At 74.7% G+C, this 19,858-nt stretch carries 16 protein-coding genes; 4 read left to right on the forward strand and 12 right to left on the reverse strand.

All coding sequences use genetic code 11. From position 1 onward, the window contains the following. Positions 1-166 precede the first annotated feature (166 nt). The 7 genes from O7622_RS24495 to O7622_RS24525 form a co-directional block, all read right to left on the reverse strand. Positions 167-2,419, reverse strand: a complete 2,253-nt coding sequence (locus tag O7622_RS24495) for a cellulose binding domain-containing protein (RefSeq protein WP_282310523.1) — start codon at positions 2,417-2,419, stop codon at positions 167-169. A 417-nt stretch (positions 2,420-2,836) separates the two neighbouring features. After that, on the reverse strand, positions 2,837-3,868 hold the full coding sequence (locus tag O7622_RS24500; protein ID WP_282310524.1) for a sulfite exporter TauE/SafE family protein: 1,032 nt from the start codon (positions 3,866-3,868) through the stop codon (positions 2,837-2,839). A 111-nt stretch (positions 3,869-3,979) separates the two neighbouring features. Further along, on the reverse strand, positions 3,980-4,450 hold the full coding sequence (locus O7622_RS24505; RefSeq protein ID WP_128137741.1) for an Rrf2 family transcriptional regulator: 471 nt from the start codon (positions 4,448-4,450) through the stop codon (positions 3,980-3,982). Positions 4,451-4,521: 71 nt separating this feature from the next. Next, a complete protein-coding gene (locus tag O7622_RS24510) occupies positions 4,522-5,391 on the reverse strand; it encodes an acyl-CoA thioesterase II (protein ID WP_282314215.1) in 870 nt (289 codons plus the stop codon). A 64-nt stretch (positions 5,392-5,455) separates the two neighbouring features. Further along, positions 5,456-6,904 carry a pyruvate kinase gene (gene pyk / locus O7622_RS24515; RefSeq protein WP_282310525.1) on the reverse strand — a complete coding sequence of 483 codons (1,449 nt, stop codon included), beginning with the start codon at positions 6,902-6,904 and terminating at the stop codon, positions 5,456-5,458. A 171-nt stretch (positions 6,905-7,075) separates the two neighbouring features. After that, on the reverse strand, positions 7,076-7,312 hold the full coding sequence (locus O7622_RS24520; protein ID WP_282310526.1) for a hypothetical protein: 237 nt from the start codon (positions 7,310-7,312) through the stop codon (positions 7,076-7,078). A gap of 70 nt (positions 7,313-7,382) precedes the next feature. Continuing rightward, the gene (locus O7622_RS24525) at positions 7,383-7,748 is read right to left on the reverse strand and encodes a YciI family protein (protein WP_091060178.1); all 366 of its coding nucleotides are present in this window, start codon (positions 7,746-7,748) and stop codon (positions 7,383-7,385) included. A 156-nt stretch (positions 7,749-7,904) separates the two neighbouring features. Here O7622_RS24525 and O7622_RS24530 point away from each other — a divergent pair, with 156 nt between their 5' ends. The 3 genes from O7622_RS24530 to O7622_RS24540 are packed head-to-tail and all read left to right on the forward strand — an operon-like array spanning position 7,905 to position 12,613. Then, positions 7,905-10,604 (forward strand): glycosyltransferase, encoded by a 2,700-nt coding sequence (locus O7622_RS24530; protein WP_282310527.1) that lies wholly within the window; start codon positions 7,905-7,907, stop codon positions 10,602-10,604. Between the two features lie 9 nt (positions 10,605-10,613). Beyond that, entirely contained in the window at positions 10,614-11,606 is a 993-nt protein-coding gene (locus O7622_RS24535; RefSeq protein WP_282310528.1) for a queuosine salvage family protein, read from the forward strand. Between the two features lie 11 nt (positions 11,607-11,617). Beyond that, positions 11,618-12,613 carry a hydroxyacid dehydrogenase gene (locus tag O7622_RS24540; protein WP_282310529.1) on the forward strand — a complete coding sequence of 332 codons (996 nt, stop codon included), beginning with the start codon at positions 11,618-11,620 and terminating at the stop codon, positions 12,611-12,613. Between the two features lie 13 nt (positions 12,614-12,626). Here the strand turns inward: O7622_RS24540 and O7622_RS24545 are convergent, their stop codons facing one another. Beyond that, on the reverse strand, positions 12,627-13,439 hold the full coding sequence (locus tag O7622_RS24545) for a glycosyltransferase family 8 protein (RefSeq protein WP_282310530.1): 813 nt from the start codon (positions 13,437-13,439) through the stop codon (positions 12,627-12,629). Positions 13,440-13,587: 148 nt separating this feature from the next. On the opposite strand from O7622_RS24545, the gene O7622_RS24550 reads away from it, so the two are divergent. Continuing rightward, a complete protein-coding gene (locus O7622_RS24550; protein ID WP_282310531.1) occupies positions 13,588-14,838 on the forward strand; it encodes an MFS transporter in 1,251 nt (416 codons plus the stop codon). Here O7622_RS24550 and O7622_RS24555 read toward each other — a convergent pair. The 4 genes from O7622_RS24555 to O7622_RS24570 form a co-directional block, all read right to left on the reverse strand. Then, the gene (locus O7622_RS24555; RefSeq protein ID WP_282310532.1) at positions 14,801-15,934 is read right to left on the reverse strand and encodes a hypothetical protein; all 1,134 of its coding nucleotides are present in this window, start codon (positions 15,932-15,934) and stop codon (positions 14,801-14,803) included. The genes O7622_RS24550 and O7622_RS24555 overlap by 38 nt on opposite strands. Beyond that, complete coding sequence (locus tag O7622_RS24560) at positions 15,931-17,028, reverse strand: glycosyltransferase family 4 protein (protein WP_282310533.1); 1,098 nt, start codon at positions 17,026-17,028, stop codon at positions 15,931-15,933. Before O7622_RS24560 ends, O7622_RS24555 begins: the two co-directional genes overlap by 4 nt. 19 nt (positions 17,029-17,047) lie before the next feature. Next, positions 17,048-18,163, reverse strand: a complete 1,116-nt coding sequence (gene trpS / locus O7622_RS24565; RefSeq protein WP_348774086.1) for a tryptophan--tRNA ligase — start codon at positions 18,161-18,163, stop codon at positions 17,048-17,050. Positions 18,164-18,261: 98 nt separating this feature from the next. Next, positions 18,262-19,851, reverse strand: a complete 1,590-nt coding sequence (locus O7622_RS24570; RefSeq protein WP_282310535.1) for an asparagine synthase-related protein — start codon at positions 19,849-19,851, stop codon at positions 18,262-18,264. Between the last annotated feature and the right edge of the window lie 7 nt (positions 19,852-19,858).

Raw genomic sequence — 19,858 nt, forward strand, 5'->3', positions numbered from 1 at the left:
ACATGCTCTTCATAGCGACGTCACCGCACCGTCGCGCGGGACGCATAACTTTGTCCCCGGTGGTGGTACGGCATTCCCGGTCGGGACGGGTCGGGAATGCTGCGGTGTGGTGCACCGGGTCGCCGGCGGAGCGGGTTCCGCGGCCGGCGACCCGGTGCCTGCCGTTTCAGCGCAGGTAGATGTTCGGCGCGGGCGGGGTGCTCATGCCGTCGCCCAGGTGGAAGCCCGGGTGCGGCGGCTGGTTGTAGGCGGTGTTCTGCCAGGCCACCGCCACCCGGTACTGCGGGTCGTGCATCAGCGTCGGCAGCCGCAGGCCGGTGGTCACAGGCGTGCTGTAGATCCGGAGCGCGGTGCTGTCGGAGGTGCGCCAGACGACCTCCTCCCGCCAGTCGCCGAGCAGGTCCGCCGAGAGCGCCGGGGTGGACTTCGTGCCGTTGTTCGAGGCGACGCCGCTGGCGGTGAGCAGCCGGGTCTCGCCGCCGATGCCGTACTTGTCGATCTTCGTGGCGTCGAGCAGTTCCCGGACCGGGTCGCCGTCCCACCAGATCAGGAAGTTCGCCGACGACGGTTTGCGCCCGACGTTCTGGCCCCGGGTGTTGAGCAGCCCGTCGACAGCCGACGACCAGGACTCGGCACCCGGGCTGCCCGCCCAGACGTCGGCGGAGACGCCGCGGCCGTTGTCGCCGCCCGGCGCGGTCTGCCAGATGATCTGCCCGGTCCGCGCGTCGGCCATCCAGGAGCTGGGCTTGCTGCCGTCCTCGTCGACCTTGAACACCTCAAGGCCCGCGCGGGAGGGGTCGAGGTCGCCGACGTGCAGGGCGTCGCCGTGGCCGTTGCCGGTGGAGTACAGCAGCCGGCCGTTGTCGTCGATCGTGGCGGCGCCGTACACGATCTCCTGACGGCCGTCGTTGTCCACGTCGGCCACGGAGAGCTGGTGGTTGCCCTGGCCGGCGGCGGCGCCGTTGCCGGAGGCGTTCGAGTCGAACGTCCAGCGCTTGCGCAGCGTGCCGTCGCGGAAGTCCCAGGCCGCGACGACGGCCCGGGTGTAGTAGCCGCGCGCCATGATCAGTGATGGGCGCTGCCCGTCCAGGTACGCGGTGCCGGCGAGGAACCGGTCGACCCGGTTGCCGTACGAGTCGCCCCAGGAGGAGACGGTGCCGCGCGGCGGGTCGTAGTCGACTGTGGAGACAGCAGCGCCGGTGCGGCCGTCGAACATGGTCAGGTACTCCGGGCCGGCGAGCACGTAGCCGCTGGAGTTGCGGTGGTCGGCCGAGCCGTTCCCGATCACCTGGCCGGTGCCGGAGCGGGTGCCGTCGGCGGTCTTCATGGCCACCTCGGCGTCCCCGTCGCCGTCGTAGTCGTACACCTGGAACTGGGTGTAGTGGGCGCCGGCGCGGATGTTGCGGCCCAGGTCGATGCGCCACAGCCGGGTGCCGCCGAGCGTGTACGCGTCGACGTAGACGTTGCCGGTGTAGCCGGACTGCGAGTTGTCCTTGGCGTTCGACGGATCCCACTTGAGCACGAACTCGTAGCGGCCGTCGCCGTCGAGGTCACCGACGCTCGCGTCGTTCGCCGAGTAGCTGTACCCCTCCCCGGTCGGGGTGGTGCCACCGGGCGGCGGCTGGATCGGCACGTCCAGCCAGCCGTTGGCGAACTGGAGCGCCGGGGCGGACGCCGCCTGCTCGGCGCCGTTCACCACGGCCCGCACGGTGTACGCCGATCCGGCGGCCGCGCCGCTGTCCAGGTACGTGGTGGCGCCGGTGATCGGACTGCCGTTGACCTTGGTGCCGCCCCGGTAGAGGTTGAACGAGACCCCCGTCGTCTCGGTGCCGAGCAGCCGCCAGGAGACCAGGTTCCCGCTGCCGGAGCGGACGCTGGTCAGCCCTCGATCGAGGTCCTCCATCTGCTTCGCGCCGGCCGGTGGCGTGGTGGGCGGGGGCGTGGACGGCGGGGGCGTGCTCGGCGGTGGCGTCGACGGGGGCGGGGTGGTGGACGGCGCGCCGGTGCAGGCGGTGCCATTGAGCGTGAAGGCGGCCGGGACCGGGTTCGACGTGTTGTTCCACGAGCCGTTGAAGCCGAAGTTCGCGGTGCCACCGGTGCCGATGGCCGCGTTGTAGCCGGCGTCGCGGGCGCTGACCTGGGCGCCGGACTGGCTGACAGTCGCGTTCCACGCCTGGACGACCTGCTGGCCGGCGGCGAAGCTCCAGCCGAGGGTCCAGCCGTTGACCGGGTCGCCGAGGTTGGTCACTGTCACGTCGGCGCCGAAGCCGCCGCTCCACTGGTTGGTGATCCGGTAGTCGACCCGGCAGGCGGCGGCCGCCGCCGCGGCGGTCATCGTGGTGAGCGCGCCGGCCGACAGGGTGACCGCCGAAGCCGCGGCGAGCAGCGCGATCCGGCGGCGTGGGGTGGTGAGGTGCACGGGAATGCCTTTCGCGGAGGTCAGGCACGGGGCGGGCGCCGGCCTGCCCGGACCGGCGGATACGTGCCCTGACGCGACGAGCGACGTCAACACATCGACGTCCATGATTCGGCTCCGCGCTCCGTCAGCCTAGGTCACCGCCGGACACCCCCACAAGCGCCGGGCCCACCGAGCACGTCGCACGCCCTCCATCCGTCCCGGTGCAGTGGCGGCCAGCGCGGCACAGTCGCGGTCGGCGTCGCGGGACAGTCGCGGCGGGCGGCGGGCGGCGAGAAGGGACGACCGACAACCGATATGCCTCCCAGTCATAAGCACGACCGAGAGGCATATCGGTTGGAGGGCTTGTGTCGTCGGCGGGCGACACGCCGAGGAACACTCCTCGCGGGTGCGGGGCGCGCCCCCGGGAAGGCCCGAGGCTCAGCCCTCGACGGCGGCGGCGAGCTTCCGCGACTCCGCGGCCTCGGCGGACCCCCCCGACGCCGGCTCGGCGGACTCACCAGACCTGGCGGACTCCCCCGGCTCCGCCGACGCGGCGGACTCTCCCGCCGGAGCAGGGCTGGCGGCGAGGGCCGCCTCGACGGTGGCGCGGGCCTGGCGGGTACGGCGCAGCGCCCGCACCGCCAGCCCGACGGCGGCCAGCCAGGCGGCGCCGAGCAGCACGTACACCACCACCGGCGCCGAGCCGCCCACGCCGCCGGCGCTCAGCAGCGTACGGGCGTTCGTCAGCACGATCACGCCGCCGATCACGGCGCCGAGCAGCTGGGCGGGGACGATGCGGACCAGCCAGGCCGCGATCGGCGCGGCGATCAGGCCGCCGACCAGGAGCGCGGCCACCGTGGGCAACAGGAAACCCTCGGAGCCCAGGCCGATGAGGAAGCCGATGCTGGCCGCGCCGGCCACCACGAACTCGGAGGTGTCCACCGAGCCGATGACCTTGCGGGGTTCCATCCGGCCGGAGACGAGCAGCGCCGGGGTGGCGACCGGCCCCCAGCCACCGCCGCCGGTGGCGTCGACGAAGCCGGCGACCAGGCCGAGCGGGGCGAGGAAGCGGCTGCGCAGCCGGCCGGCGGCGCGGTTGGCGCGCAGCGGCCGGGAGAACCGCACCAGCAGGTACGCGCCGAGCGTGAACAGGATGGCGGCCATCCACGGCGCCGCCGCCTCGGTGGAGATGGAGCTGAGGAACGTCGCCCCGGCGAACGCACCGATCGCGCCGGGCAGCGCGATGCGGCCGACCACCCGCCAGTCGACGTTACCGAAACGCCAGTGCGAGACGCCCGCGGCGAGCGTGGTGCCGATCTCGGCCAGGTGCACCGAGGCGGACGCGGCGGCCGGCGCGACACCGGCGAACAGGAGAAGCGTCGAGGAGGTCAGCCCGTACGCCATGCCGAGCGCGCCGTCGACGAGTTGCGCGGCGAGCCCGACGAGGGCGAGGACCAGCAGCTTGCGCACGAGCGCCCCCTGACTTTTCGGTATCTCCTATCAACTTGGTCGACAATGCGGCACGGAGGCGCCCCGGGTCAAGTCCCCCATCCGGTCGGTAGGAGACGCCGGACGGTGTGGTCAGCTCCAGGCGCGCGGGTCGGCGGCCAGCTCGTTGACCCGGCCGGGCAGCGCGCCGGCGGCCACGTCGGCGATGGTGACCAGCTCGAGGATCTCCCGCTCGCTGGCCCGCAGCGCGATCCAGACGTCCTGCAACGCGCGGGCCGCACCCTGGTAGCCGAGCTGTTCCGGGCGCTGCCCGCGCACGTGCGCGAGCGGACCGTCGATGACGCGGATCACCTCGGCCAGGGAGATCTCCCCGGCCGGCCGGGCCAGCCAGTAGCCGCCCTCGGGGCCACGCTGGGCGTGCACGATGCCGCCCCGGCGCAGTTGCAGCAGGATGCTCTCCAGGAACTTCGGCGGGATGTCCTGCGCGCGGGCGATCTGCTCGGCGGTCACCGGCCGGCTCCGCCCGGTGGTCCCCCCGTCCGCGACCGAGGCCAGCTCAGCGGCCGCGCGGAGGGCATAGTCGACCCGGGCGGAGAGACGCATACGGCCAGGTTAGTCCGCCGCGGTGGGAGCCGACCCCCCGACCCGCACCCGGACGATCACCGATCGGGCTTTCAGCCGCCGACGCGCCGCAGCAACCCCTCCTGGACGGCGCTGGCGATGTGCCGGCCGCCGGTGGTGAACATCCGGCCCGTGGCCAGGCCGCGGGCGCCCGACGCGGACGGGCTCCAGCAGTCGTACAGGAACCATTCGTCGGCGCGGAACGACCTGTGGAACCACAGCGCGTGGTCGAGGCTCGCGCCGACCACACCGCCCGGCCCCCACACCTCGCCGTGCACCGACAGCACCGAGTCCAGCAGCGTCAGGTCGGAGGCGTACGTGAGGGCGCACGCGTGCAGCAGCGGATCGTCCGGCAGCTTGCCGTCCAGGCGCATCCACACCCGCTGGTGCGGTTCGGCCGGGCGGTCGCCGGGGCGGACCCAGCCGGGCTCGCCGACGTAGCGCACGTCGATCGGGCGCGGGATCATCCCCCAGATGCCCAGGCGCTCCGGGTAGCGGGAGAGCCGGTCGGTCATGGTCGGCACGTCGTCCGGGCCGGGTACGTCCGGCGGGAGCGGGGCGTGGTGGTCCAGCCCCTCCTCCTGGCGCTGGAACGACGCCGACATGAAGAAGATCGGCTCGTCGTGCTGCAGCGCCACCGAGCGGCGCACCGAGAAGGACCGGCCGTCGCGGACGTTCTCCACCTGGTACTCGATCGGCTCGGCCGGGTCGCCGGGGCGCACGAAGTAGCCGTGCAGGGAGTGCACGGCCCGCTCCGCGTCGACGGTGCGGCCGGCTGCGACCAGAGCCTGGCCGGCGACCTGGCCGCCGTAGACCCGCTGCGGGCCCACCTGCGGGCTCATCCCCCGGAAGGTCATCTCCCCGGTACGGGCGAGGTCGAGGACCTCCAGCAACTGGTCGACCGCCGCCTGCCCGGTCGCCACCGCGCTCACTGTGTCACCTTCGTTCGCGACCGCGGGGCTCGCAAACCCCGCTCACTCCACGCGCTCACTGGAGCGCTCGCGCGGAGGCGGCGTCGACCAGCGAACCGAGCTGGTGCACGCGCAGCGTGTTGGTGGAGCCGGGGGTGCCGGGCGGGCTGCCCGCCACGATCACCACGTAGTCACCCGGGTTGGCCCGGTTGAGGCCGAGCAGCGCCTGGTCGACCTGGCGGAACATGTCGTCGGTGTGCTCGACGAACGGCATCAGGAACGTCTCCACGCCCCAGGAGAGCGCGAGCTGGTTGCGCACCTCCGGCACCGGCGTGAACGCCAGCAGCGGCAGGTCGCAGTGCAGCCGGGCCAGCCGCTTGACGGTGTCACCGGTCTGCGAGAACGCGACCATGGCCTTGGCGCCGATGGCCCGGGCGATCGACGAGGCGGCGACCGTGAGCGCGCCGCCGTGCGTACGCGGATCGTGCTGCAACCGGGGGACGGCGATCGAGCCGGCCTCGGTGGTGGTGATGATCTTCGCCATCGTGCTGACTGTGAGCACCGGGTACTTGCCGACGCTGGTCTCGCCGGAGAGCATCACCGCGTCCGCGCCGTCGAGCACCGCGTTGGCCACGTCGGAGGCCTCGGCGCGGGTCGGGCGGGAGTTCTCGATCATCGAGTCGAGCATCTGGGTGGCCACGATGACCGGCTTGGCGTTCTCCCGGCACAGCTGCACGGCACGCTTCTGCACCAGCGGCACCTGGTCCAGCGGCAGTTCGACGCCGAGATCGCCACGGGCGACCATCACCCCGTCGAAGGAGAGCACGATCGCCTCCAGGTGGTCGACCGCCTCCGGCTTCTCGACCTTGGCCAGGACCGGGCGGCGCACGCCCTCCTCGTCCATGATCGAGTGGACGAGCTTGATGTCCTCCGGCGAGCGGACGAAGGAGAGCGCGACCAGGTCGACGCCGAGGCCGAGGGCGAAGCGCAGGTCCTCGGCGTCCTTGTCGGACAGGGCCGGGACGCTCACCGCGACGTTCGGCAGCGAGACGCCCTTGTTGTTGGAGACCGGGCCGCCCTCGGTGACCAGGCACCGGATGTCGTTGCCGGTGACGTCGCTGACCTCGATCGCGACCCGGCCGTCGTCGATCAGCAGCCGGTCGCCCGGCTTCACCTCCTGCGGCAGCTTGCGGTAGGTGCAGGAGACCCGCTCCTTGGTGCCCACCACCTCGTCGCCGGTGATCACGACTGAGTCGCCGGTGCGCCACTCGTGCGGGCCGTCGGCGAACCGGCCGAGACGGATCTTGGGGCCCTGGAGGTCGGCGAGCACGGCGACGGGGCGGCCGGCCGCCTCGGCCGCCTCGCGGACCAGCCGGTAGACCGACTCGTGGTCGGCGTGACTGCCGTGGCTGAAGTTGAGCCTCGCCACGTTCATGCCGGCTTCTACGAGACCGCGGATACGCTCCGGGGAAGCGGTTGCGGGGCCGAGAGTGCAGACGATCTTCGCGCGGCGTGTCACGCCCATCAGGCTAGTCTCTCCTCCGGATCGACCTGCCGGCCGACCCCTTGCGGACTGCGGAACAGTTGTCCAACGACGCGCGAAGAACCCGCGCGGGCGGGCGGCAGGCGTACCGCACCGGAACGTCGTGTGTGGCGGGCATCGGCGACCGCGCGGCGGAAATCGTACCGCCCCCCGTCACCGGTCGACGGGGTGCTCCCGCCGATCCGGCCCGGCCGCCCCGTCGCGGGGCCCGGCGGGCCGGCGGCCCGGCGGGCGGAGCGGCGGCACGGCGGAGAACGTCCCGTGCGGGTCGTGGCGGCACTCGGCCGTGCGCAGCCGGTCCCGGGCCGGGCCGTAGGCGAGGCGGACCCGGTAGCCGCGCAGCACCGCCGTCGCCCGCGCCAGCGGGAACAGCAGCATGCCGGCGGGCACGGTGGCGATCCGGTGGGTGCGGTCGCGCGGCGGAGGCCGGGAAGCACGCGGTCGGCCGCCCGACAGTGCCTCAGCTCTCGGTCTTGACCAGCGGGAACTCCAGCGACCCGGCGGGGCAGAGGAAGGTGAGCACCTCCACCCGGTAGAGCCCGGCCTGCACCGCCGGGTCCGCCTCCATCACGCTGCGCACGTCGTCCACCGAACCGGTGCGGGCCAGCCCGAACCCGATCGGCGGGTCCGGTTCGCGGGCCGGGCCGTCGACCGAGCCGTCGACCAGCACGATGCCGCGCCGCTGCAACGCCTGCATGTGCCGCAGGTGCTCGGACTGGAGCCGCTGCACGGTCTCCTCCGGCAGCGCCCGCCCGGAGGGGCCGGGATAGAGCACGATGCACTCGTACGTGTCCAGCGCGAAGTCGAGCCGGGGCGTCGCGCCCATGCGCACCTCCTCCAGCGGCGTCCCGCCCAGCCTCGCACGGTCCCGCCCCGCCGCGGGGCCGCTCGCCGCAACTGCCCGCCGGGCGCCCGGTCACCGACCTGCCGGGGCGTTCGTCCCATCGTTGCCAGCGCCTCCGGGGCATTGATATCTTTCCCCGTGCACATCGACCGGGGACCGGCCGCGAACGCCTCACCGTGGTTCGCCGGCCCGCCCGGGGAGGCCGACACCGCCCCGGCCCCGTCGTCGCTGGGCCAGGCCGTCCGCGACGTCGTGGTCGGCACGCTCACCGAGTTCGTCACCCGGTACGCGCCGGCCTTCCGCGTACCGCGCGTCTTCGCGGGGTTCCCGGTGCAGGCGGACGTGCACGCCGACCTCGCCCACGTCCTCGGGCTGCTGCACGCCGGCGGGGTCACCCACCTCGCCGGCACCCCTGTCGACGAGGCGCTGACGACGGTGCTCGGCGCGGTCGACGGCCCACGCACCCACACGTTCGCCTCCTACCGGGTGGCCGAGACGTTGCGCCGGTTCGGGTCGTGGGCGGACAACGCGCTGCTGTCCCGGCTGCCGCCCGAGCGGCAGGCGCACCTGCGGGCCGCGGTGGACACCGGGCCGCACGACGCCTGGCTGGACGCCCGCACGCCGCGCAACTACGCCGCCGTGCTGGCCCGCTGCGAGCACGCCCGGGCCGAACTCGGGCTGCCCGTCGACGACGCGGCGCTGGACGACCTGGTCGCGCGCACCCGCGCCCTGATCGACGAGACGCCGGGCCGGCAACTGGACGACTCCACCGACGGCTCCGGCCGGTTCGACGTCTACGGCCCGGCCCTGTATCTGGTCGCGGAGCCGCTGGCCGCCCGGATCGGCCCGGCCTGGGAGGCGGGGGCCCGCCAGGCGCTCGCCCTGGTGGAGCTGGTGGTCACCGACAGCGGGACCGCCGTCGGGTGGGGCCGCTCCGCCGGGGCGCTGGCCCGCTGCCTCACGATCGAGCTGGCCGGGCTGGTCGCCCGCCGCCCCGAGCTGTCCCCGACCGGCCCGGACGAGTGGGCGGCCCGGGCCGGGGACGCGCTCACCGCGCTGCGGCCCTGGTTCGACCAGGGGCTGATCCAGTCGCACCGCCACCGGTCGACGTACGCGTACCGGGGTCCCGCCCGGCGGCTGCAGATGACCCTCGACTGCTTCGGCAAGCTGCTGGACGCCGCGAACGCGCTGGACGCCGTGCCGGTGCCGGGCCCTACCCCGCGCCGGACGCGCGACGCGGTCTTCTGGTTCGACCGCGACCGGCACGCCGGCGTGTGGTCGTACCGCTCGGCGCACACCGCGTTCGTCCTGCCGCTGGTCGGCTCCACCGTCTCGGACTACCTGCCCGCGCCGCAGTGGCCCGGCCTGTTCGAGGTGCCGGTGGACAGCGCCCTCGCCGCCGGGGTGCCGGTGGCGGTGTACGACGGGCGTACGGTCGCGCCGGCCGGCCTGCCCGACGAGGTGGTCCACCGGCCGGGCCGCCTGGAGGTGGTGCACCACCGCTGGCCGGATACCGGCCGGCGGCAGGTCGCCGACGAGCCCGCGCCGGTGCGGGCGACACGCCGGGCCCGCTACGAGGTGCGCGGCCGGACCCTGCACGTGCACGAGGAGCTGCGGTTCGACGAGCCGCCGGACGCGGTCGCCCTGCAGGTGACGGAGGCGGCGGCCCGGCCGTTGCGGGTCGAGTTCGCGGTCGGCCCGGCGGACGTGGTCACCACCGTCGAGGTGCGCGGCGTGAAGGACTACCGCAGCTACTTCGGTGAGCTGCCGGTCGTGCACCAGGTGGAGTTGGCACCGGCCACCCGGCTGGACTTCCGCTGGTCGGTCACGCCGAAGCTGCGGGTGGCCAGCTCGGCGTACGGCCACCACTACGACGCCCTGCTCTACGCCCCGCTGCGCGACCGGGTGCACGAGGTGGCGCTCACCCGCGCGCAGCTCGACCGGCACCGGGAGATCCTCGCCGAGGTGGACGTGTTCCACCTGCACTGGCCGGAGCGGCTCCTCCCGCCGGACCTGGCCGGGCACCTCGCGCTGATCGACGCGGTGCGCGACAGCGGCACCCGGCTCCTGCTCACCCAGCACAACCTCACGCCGCACGACCGGCGGCCGGAGTGGCGCGGCGTCTACCAGGCCTGGGCGGCCGCCGCCGACGGCGTGATCCACCACAGCGCGCGCGGGCGGGACCGGGCGTGCGCCGAGTTGCCGTACCCCGACCACGCCCGCCACCTGGTGATCCCGCACGGACACTTCGGCGACCTGATGACCGGCATCCGCGACGACGACCGGACCCGCACCGAGGCGGAGTTCGGCCTGCGCCCCGGGGTGCTGCGCCTCGGCGTGATCGGGGCGCCCCGGCCGGAGAAGGACGTCGCGCTCGTGATCGACGCGGTGGCCGCCTGCGACCGCGACGACATCGAACTGCTCGTGCTCTCCGGCACCCCGGAGCTGCCCCGCCCGCCGGACCCCCGGATCCGGGTCGTGCCCTACGAGCTGGTGCCCCGCGGCGAGTACAACCGCCGGCTCGCCGCGATCGACGTGCTGGTGCTGCCGTTCTGCGACGGCGACATGCTGGCCACCGGCACTGTCGCTGACGCGGTCGGGCGGGGACTGCCGGCGCTGGTGTCGCCGTGGCCGTTCCTCACCGAGATGCTCGGCGGATCCGCCATCCCGTACGGCCGCACCCGGGCCGACCTGACCCGCTGCCTGGACTCGCTGGACGACGCCCGCCTCGACCGGGCGTGCGCGGCGAGCGGGCGGCTGCGCGACGCACACGACTGGGCCCGGGTGGCGGAGCTGCACCTCGCCGCGCTGGAGTCCCTTGGTCCCGCGAAGCTCTGAGGAGAGTGGATGACCGACCAGACCACGGGCGTGGCCGCGGCGCCGCGGACGTACCCGGACCACCCGGCCGCGCTGCGCGTCGCCGCCGCCACGGTGGCGGCCCGGGCCGCGCACGTCCGGCCGTCGTCGCGCCCGGTCGACGCCGGCTACCTGGACGAGCTGCGCCGCCGGCCGCCGGTGGAGTCCGGGCTGTCCCGGCTGCCGGACGAACGGACCCGGATCGGGTTCGTGATCGTCCGTGACGCGATCAACTTCGGCTCCGGACTGCACCCGCACCTGGTGAAGCTGCCCGGCCTGTCCGGCGCCCGGACCATCGGTCAGCACCTGCTCGACCGGGTGCTCCGGCAGGGCGTGCCGGATCCGGCGTACCTGGCCGGCCTGGACGCGCACGCCTGCGCGGAGCTGTTCGGCCAGCCGACGCGGGGCCCGGCGTTCACCCTGATGACCATGTTCGCCACCGCCTGGAACGAGCTGGGCGCGTACACCCGGGACCGGTTCGGCGGGGAGTACCCGGCGCTGGTGGAGGAGGCGGCCGGGTCGCCGACGCGGATGGTGGCGGTCCTGGCCGGGATGCCGCACTGGCGGGACGTCTCCCACCATGGCGACCTGGCGGTGCCGTTCCACAAGCGGGCCCAGCTCGCGACGTACGGCCTGTCGCTGTGCCACGACCCCGGGGGGACGCGGCGGTTCGCCGACCTCGGCCGGCTCACCGCGTTCGCGGACAACCTCATCCCGCACGTGCTGATCGAGGACGGGCTGCTGGAGGTCTCCGCGGAGCTGGCCGACGCGCTGCGGGCCGGGCGGCCGCTGGAGCACGGCTCGGCGCCCGAGGTGGAGCTGCGGGCCGGCGCGGTGGAGGTGTGCGAGCGGCTGGCCCGGCGGGCGGCGGCGGACGGCGACCCGCTGCACCCGGTCGAGCTGGCCAGCCTGCTGTGGAAGCGGGGGCAGCAACCGCGCTACAAGGCCACGCCCCGGCCGCGCAGCGTCAGCTTCGCCTACTGAGGAGGACCCGGATGATCCCGGCCGCCCTGCTGATGCGCGCGGACCTGCCCGACCAGCTCTTCTCCCCCGCCGACCGGGCCCGCCTGGACCGGCTGCTCGCCCTCGCCCCCGGCACATGGACCTCCTGGGCGGACGCGTCGCCGGCGGCGTTGCGCCGCACCGAGCTGCTGGTGACCGGTTGGGGCTGTCCCCGGGTCGGCGCGGCGGAGCTGGCCGGCCTGCCCCGCCTGCGCGCGGTGGTGCACACCGGTGGTTCGGTGAAGGACCTGCTGGACCCGGCGGTGTGGGCGCGCGGCATCCGGGTGACCAGCTCGGCGCGGGCCAACGCGGTGCCGGTGGCCGACTACACGGTGGCGATGGTGCTGCTGGCCGGCAAGAACGTCCTCGCCGCCGCCGCGCGCTACCGGCACACCCTGGACCGCCGGGCCCTGCTGACCGGCTACCCGGAGACGGGCAACGCGGACCGGACGGTGGGTCTGCTCGGCGCGTCCCGGGTCGGCCGGCTGGTGGCGGCCCGGCTGTCCGGCCTCGGCTTCCGGCTGCTCTGCCACGACCCGTACCTCGACGCGGACGACGCGCGGCGGCTCGGGGTGCGGCCGGTGAGCCTGAACCGGTTGTTCGCGGAGGCGTCGATCGTCAGCCTGCACGCCCCGCTCACCCCGGACACCGCGGGGATGGTCGGTGCGGCCGAGCTGGCGCTGATGCCCGACGGCGGCACTCTGATCAACACCGCCCGGGCCGGGCTGCTGGACCAGGACGCGCTGCTCGTCCACCTGCGCAGCGGCCGGCTCTCGGCCGTGCTGGACGTGACCGACCCCGAGCCGCTGCCGCTGGACCATCCGCTGCGGGAGCTGCCGAACGTCCTGATCACCCCGCACGTCGCCGGCGCGCAGGGCACCGAGCTGCGCCGCCTCGGCGACCAGGCGGTCCAGGAGGTGGAACGGTTCGTCGACGGCCGGCCGCCGGCGGACCCGGTGCCGGCGGAGCAACTGCCGTTCCTCGCCTGAGCCGAGGGACGGCTCAGCCGCCCACCTCCGCGCGGTACTTCCAGTAGCGCCGGCCGAACTCGCTGAAGTCGGGGAACTCGTCGGTCCAGAACTTCTTCGGACCGACGCAGTGCACCAGGGACGCCCGGGCCGGGTCGCCGCCGTAGACCGGCTCCAGCCGCCAGCCCATCATGTGGTTCCACCGGTGCGGCAGCCGGCGCCACCGCCCGAACAGGACGTGGTTCAGCGCGTCCTGGTCGGGGTAACGGGCCGCGTCGGCGTGCCGCTCGACGTACGCCAGCGCGTCGCGGGTGACGTCCGCCTCCCGCCAGCGCGCCAGGTCGATCAGCAGCATGCCCGAGTTGAAGTAGGGCGCCTGCGGGTCGAGCGTGGCCTCCTCGCGCAGCCCCGGCAGCGCGCCCCCGTCGGCCAACCGCCGGGTGTACGCGTCGCGGACCGCGCCGACCACCGCGTCGCCCAGCTCGACCTCGGCGAGCCCGGTCAACGGCCCGGTGCAGAGCATGTCGCAGTCGAGGTAGAGCAGCCGGTCCAGCTCGGCGGGCACGAGCCAGGGCATGAACAGGCGCAGGTACATGCCCTGGGAGATGTGCCGGGCGCTGTCCCGGGTGGACAGCGGCAGGTGCGCGACCTGCTCCACCGGCAGGAAGTGCGCCTCCCCGCGGTCGCCGACCTGCCGCCGGACGGCGTCACGTACGGCCCGGCCCGGCTCGCGGTCGGTGATCAGCCAGAACCGGGGCGCCGCCAGGGCGCTCTCCCGCAGGATGCTCTCGATGAGGACCCGCGCGTGCGGCACGTACGCCTCGTCGAAACCGAGTCCGATGTGCACCGGCTCCCCATCGTCGTCACGGCGCACCCGGTGGTGGCGCCGGTGCCAGCTTCGGGCACCGGGGCCGGTTCTGCCAACCCCGCACGACCCCTACCGGGCAGCGACGCCCACCGATACCGGGTCCGCCGGCCGGTAGGCTCGGCCGGTGGTGCCCTTCCCCGTTTTCTGGTGCTTCGCGCTGCTGTCCAACACCGCGGCCTCGGCCCAGTGGGTGAACATCGCCTGGGCGCTGGGCGACAACCGCCTGCCGGCGGCGGTGCTCGCCGTGTGGCAGATCTCCGCCCTGCTGGGCACGATCCCGGGCGTGCTGCTCGGGGCGCGGGCGGCCCGCCGGTTCGGGCACGTCCGTACCCTGGTCTGGTCGTCCGCGGTCGAGGCGGTGAGCTGCCTGGCGGTGGCCGCCGCCGCCTGGGACACCGGTGGCGGCCTGTCCACCCGCCGGGCGCTGCTGGTGGCGGTCGTCTGCTCGGTCACCCCGTTCGCGGTCGGCTTCGGCGGCCCGTCGTGGCTGGCCCTGGTCAGCGCCTGGCCGGGCACCGCGAGCCGTACCCGCCAACTGCTGCTGGACAGCATCCAGTTCCAGCTCGGCCGCACCGCCGGACCACCGGTGGCGGCCTTCCTGATCGCCACCGTCGGTCATCCGGTGCCGGTGGCGGCGGTGGCGAACGCCGTCACCTTCCTCGCCGTCACGGTGATCATGGCGGCAGCCGCGCGGACGCTCCGCGACGTGCCGCCGCCGCCCGCGCCGCCCGGCGGGCCGGCGTCGGCCCGCCGGCCGTCCTGGCGGCTGTTCGGCTCCACCGCGGTGCTGGCCGCCGCCGGGTACGCGCTGGCCAGCGACACCTCCCGGCTCTACGTGGCCCGCCTGATCCGGGCCGCCGACCAGCCCGCCGTGGTCTTCTCGGTGACTGTCTCGGTGGTGGCGCTCACCGCCGCCGTGGCCGCCGCGGTGGCCGCCCGCCGCCGGCTGCCGGACCGCCGGTTGGCCCAGCTCGGGCTCGGCCTGCTCGCCGCCGGCCTGGTCACCTGGGCCACCGCGAGCACGCTCGGCGTCCCGGCCTGGATCGCCGGCGGGGCGCTGGTCGGCGCCTCCCTGCCGCTGGCGCACGCCGCGCTCACCTCGCTGGTGATGGGTGAGGCGGGCGACGCGGACCAGGCGACCGGGGCCGCCGTCACGATGGCCACCAACACCGGCGCGGTGGCGCTCGGCAGCACCGTGGTCGCGCCGCTGGTGAGCCCGCTCGGGCCGCTGGTGTTCCTGCCGATGGCCGCCGTCGCCGCGGTCGCGCTGGCCCGGGTGCGCCGCCGCTACCGTGCCGACCCTCCCCCGCCGCCGGCCGGGCCGGTGCCGGTGGGCGCCGTCAGCGCCCGAGGCACTCCGCCAGATCGTCCGCGATGACCGTGGCGCCGCTGACCGGGGCGCGCAGCGCCGCGGGGAGCGGGGTGTCGCGCTGGCCGGGATGCCGCCATGCCTCGGCGAGCGCCGCGCCGAACGCCGGGTCGGCCAGCACCCGCTCGTTGAGGTCGTGCACCGCGCGGACCCCGTCGCCCTCGGGCAGGTCCGACCCGATCGGCGCGTACGCGGCGTCCAGCACCCGCCAGGCGGGACCAAGGTCCGCGCCGTGGTGGCGCAGCAACCGGCGCAGGTTGAGCACCTGGGAGTAGTTCTCCGGGGGCAGCGGCAGCATCGGCCGGCCGAGCTGGGCCAGCTCCAGGATCGTGGTCAGGCCCGGGGGCGCGAAGACCGCCGCCGCGCCCCGGAACAGCGCGAGCGCCGCGTCGTGGCTGAGCGAGCGGGCGTCGAACCCGGCGAAGAGGTCGGCGAACCGGTCGATCGCGCCCGCGCTGGTGAGCACCACCGGCGGGCGCGCCGACGCGTCGGAGACCAGGCGCAGCACGTGTTCCAGGTAGACGTGCTGGCTGCCCGGGTAGGGGTTGAGCAGGCCACCGAGGCTGGCCACGGTCGGCGCGCCGGGCTCCGCCGCCGGGTCGGGACCGCCCGGCCGGGGCTCGACGTCGGTGATCGGCGGGACGGCCCGGACGTTGGGCACGCCGGTGCGGCCCATCACCTCCACCGAGTCGAACAGGTCCTGCACCCAGTAGCGGCGTACCGCTCCGATGCCGGGGAAGCCGGCGAACGAGTCCGGCCGCCACATGTAGGCCAGGCTGTCGACGCAGAACACCGGCAGCTCCGGCGCCAGCCGGGCGGCCAGCGGCCGGTGCATGACCACGATCAGCGCGTCGAGGCTCGGCCGCACGTCCACCCCGGCCCGCTCGGCGTCGTGGACGCTGCCGGTGTCCACCACCCGGGCCGGCAACCCGGTGCGTCGGAGCAGCTCCAGACCCAGACCGCTGGACACGAACGTCCAGCGCACGGCGTCACCCAGCCGCCGCTGCACCGCCTCGGCGACGGCGACGGCCTTGCTCGCCGGCCCGTACCCGAACGGCAGCGCGTAGAGCCCCAGCCGCAGCGGCGTCCCGGCCGGGGCGCTCATCGGGCGCCGCCCGAGGACCGGGCCGGCGCGGCGACACCGACCGGGCCGGGGTCGCCGCCGAGGCTGCGCAGCAGCGCACGCACCGAGCGGTCGAGGCCGAACCGCTCGGCGATCCGGGCCCGGTCGGCGTCCGGCACGTCCGGCGCGTCCAGCGCGTCGCGGACCGCCCCGGTCAGCGCGTCGAGGTCACCCACGGGCACCGCGACCGCGGCCGGCCCGACCGTCTCGGGCAGGCCCGCGTCGTCGTACACCACGGTTCTCGTGCCGCTGGCCTGCGCCTCGATGGAGACCATGCCGAAGGGCTCGCCGACCGAGGGCAGGACCACGGCGGAGGCGGCGGCGAACAGGCCGGCCATCTCGGCGGGGGACGACGGCGGCGGGACCAGCCGCACCCCGGGCAGCCGGCGCAACCGGTCCCGGAAGTCGGCGGTGTCCGGGTCGACCACGCCGGGGGTGACGTCGGTGACCAGCAGCTCCACCCCGAGACGGCCGGCGGCCGCCGCCGCGTCGGCGAGCCCCTTGTTCGCCACCAGGCGCCCCGCCCACACCAGGTGCCGTCCCTTCCCGACGCGCGGCTGCTCGACGAACTCGGCGGCCACGAACGGGGTGACGACGTCCACCGGGCGGTCGACCTCGGCCTCGATCAGCCCGGCCAGCCACCGTGAGCACGCCTGCCGGGACGGCGCCCCGGCGATGGCGGCGCGCAGCGCGCCGGCCGTGGCTGCCGGCGGCCAGACCCGGCCGGGCGCGAAGCAGGGCGGGTTGTGCATCATCAGGCCCGCCCGCGGCAGGTGGGGCAGCCAGTGCGCCTCCTGGTGCAGCGAGACGAGGTCGATGCCGGCCACCACCTCGGCGGCCTCCGCCGGGCTGCCCACCACGTGCTTGCGGACCCCGGCGAGCCGGTGGGCGTGCGTGGCGAAGGCGCGGTCCAGGTCGTCGGGCACCGTGTCGTAGACGGCGACCACGTGCACCTCGTAGCGCCGGGTGAGCGCCTGCGCCCACCCGGCCATCACGTTGGAGATGCCACCCACCCGGAAGCCGGACGGGTAGTGGCCCATGCTGACGAACGCGATCGATCCGGTCGGAACGTGCACCCGGTCCCTCCCCGAGGACTCAGTAGACCATCCCCATGGCGGCGCGGACCTCGGCCAGCGTGGCGTCACCGACCTCGTTGGCCCGGCGGTTGCCCTCGGCCAGCACCGAACGCAGGTAACCCTCGTCGGCCGCCAGCTCCGCCCGCCGGCTGCGGATCGGGGCCAGCCGCTCGTTGACCGCCTCGGTCACCACGGCCTTCAGCCCGGCGCCGCCGGCACCGGCCAGCTCGTCGGCCAGTTCCTCCGGCGACCGGCCGCTGCTGAGCGCGGCCAGCAGCAGCAGGTTGGCCACCTCCGGGCGGCGCTGCGGCTCCCAGGTGATCCGCCGCTCGCTGTCGGTGACGGCCCGGCGGATCAGCTTGGCCGTGACGTCGGCGCTCATCGCCAGCTCGATGGCGTTGCCCCGGGACTTGCTCATCTTCTGCCCGTCCACGCCGAGGATGTTCACCGCCTCGGAGAGCAGGGCGTCCGGCCGGGGGAACACGGCGTGCCGCTGGTCGGCGCGGCCGTAGATCTCGTCGAACCGGCGGGCGATCGACCGGGACTGCTCGACGTGCGGCAACTGGTCCTTGCCGACCGGCACCAGGTTGGCCTTGCAGAACAGGATGTCGGCGGCCTGGTGCACCGGGTAGGTCAGCATCAGCCCGGACATCGGGCGGCCGTTGGTGGCCGCCAGCTCCGCCTTCACGGTCGGGTTGCGGCGCAGCTCGGCGTCGGTGACCAGGGCGAGGAACGGCAGCATCAGCTGGTTGAGCGCCGGCACGGCGGAGTGGGCGAAGATCGTGCAGCGGCTCGGGTCGAGCCCCACGGCCAGGTAGTCGGTGACCAGCGAGAGCACCCGTTCGCCCACCGGCCCGACCGCGTCCCGGTCGGTGATGACCTGGTAGTCGGCGATGATGACGAAGGTCTCCACCCCGGCGTCCTGCAACCGGACCCGGTTCTCCAGCGAGCCGAAGAGGTGACCGACGTGCAGCCGGCCGGTCGGCCGGTCGCCGGTCAGCACCCGGAACCGGGACGGGTCCTCGCGCAGCTCCTGCTCGATCGCCTCCGACCGCTTGCGGGCGGCCGCGAAGGAGGCGTTCTCCGGCCCGCCGTCGGCCGGGTCGTCCGGGCCCGTCTCCCGCGGCGGATCCATCAGCGAGGTGTCCTGCGCAGCGTGCATGAAACGGCAAGCCTCTCTCGTCACCGACGGCCGGTGGTCCGTCCCGTTCGTACCCGGGGGATTGTAGGGGCTCAATCGATCGGCGGGCCGGACGACCCGACCGCCCCCGGGCCCGCGCCGACCGCCGCGAGGAAGTCCTCGCGGGTGTACGTGCCGTGGCGCAGGGTGCGCCGCAGCAGCCCCCGGCGGACCAGGCCCCGGTAGTCGGCGCTCAGGTCGGGAAAGAGCGCGCTCCACCGCTGCCAGAGGTAGGCGGCGGTGCGCAGGCCGTACCCCTGCATCTCCGGCGCGGCCTGGAGGAAGGCGGCGGCCTCCGGCTGCTCGAACAGCTCGGCCAGGTCCGCGCCGGTGATCCGGCCGGCGGCGAAGCGACCGACGGCGTGCAGGTAGCCGGCACCGTCGGGGAACGGCATCTTGGGCCGGTGCGCCAGGTGCGCCGGGAGGAACTCCTCCGCGATCTCCCGCAGCGCGACCTTCTGCCGGGCCGGACGCACCGAGTAGTCGATCTTGCGGGCCGGCGGCAGGGCGCGCGCGTGGGCGACCACCGCCGAGTCCAGGTACGGCACCCGCGCCTCGACGTGGTGCGCCATGGCGCAGCGGTCCAGCCGCAGACACTCCCGCGCGCCCAGATCGCGCTGCTCGAAGCGCATCCACGGCTCGACCATGGCCGGCGGCAGGTCGGCGTAGAAGCCGTAGCCGCCGAACAGCTCGTCCGCGCCCTCGCCGGAGAGCAGCACCCGCACCCCGGCGTCGTGGGCGAGCCGGGCGGTGAGCCAGGTGCCCACCCCGCCGAGCACGGTGAAGACGTCCGGACTGACCGTGTGCGTGACCACGGCGTCGAGGAGGTCGGGGATCTCCGCCTCGTCAAAGATCACCTCGTGGTGGTCGGTGCCCAGGTACGCCGCCACCTCCCGTGCCGCGTCGAGGTCGGCGCTGCCCTCCAGCCCGGCGGTGAACGTGCTGACCAGCCCCACCTCCCTGGTCGCGATCGCGGTCAGCAGCGAGCTGTCCAGGCCACCGCTGAGCATGCAGCCCCACCGCACCTCCGCCGGGATCTGGTCCCGTACGGCGGTCACCACCAGGTCCCGCAGGGTCCCCTCGCGAGGGCGGGGGCTGATCGCGACGACGTCCCCCCGGGACGACCACACCGTTCCCGGAGCCACCCGGCAGGCGAACGGTCGCAGCTCGGCGGGGATCGTCTCCGGCGTGCTGCTGACGAAGAGCGCCCCGCCCCGGCGTGCCGCGTACAGCGGCTTCACGCCGATGCCGTCCACCGCCACGACGAGCAGGTCCTGCTCCAGGTCGTAGAGGCAGACCGCGTACATGCCCTCCAGGTGGTCGGCGAACCGCAGCCCGTACTTCTCGTAGAGGATGCCGACGACGTGACCGTCGTTGCCCGACGGCGCGCGCACCCCCACCTCGTCGAGGATCCGGTGATGGTTGTAGACCGCGCCGTTGAACACCACCCAGGCCCGTCCGCCGGGCGACCGCAGCGGCTGGTCCCCGTGTGCCAGGTCGGTGATGGCGAGCCGGACCACCCCGAGGGTGAACCGGGGGTCGTCGAGCACGGCCGTCGCGTCCGGGCCGCGGTGGCTCATGCCGGCCAGGGCCGCCTCGACGGCGGACCGGTCGGCGGGGACGGCGGCAGCTATCCCGCACATGGGACCG

The organism is Micromonospora sp. WMMD1076 (assembly GCF_029581475.1).
Lineage (GTDB): Bacteria > Actinomycetota > Actinomycetes > Mycobacteriales > Micromonosporaceae > Micromonospora > Micromonospora aurantiaca.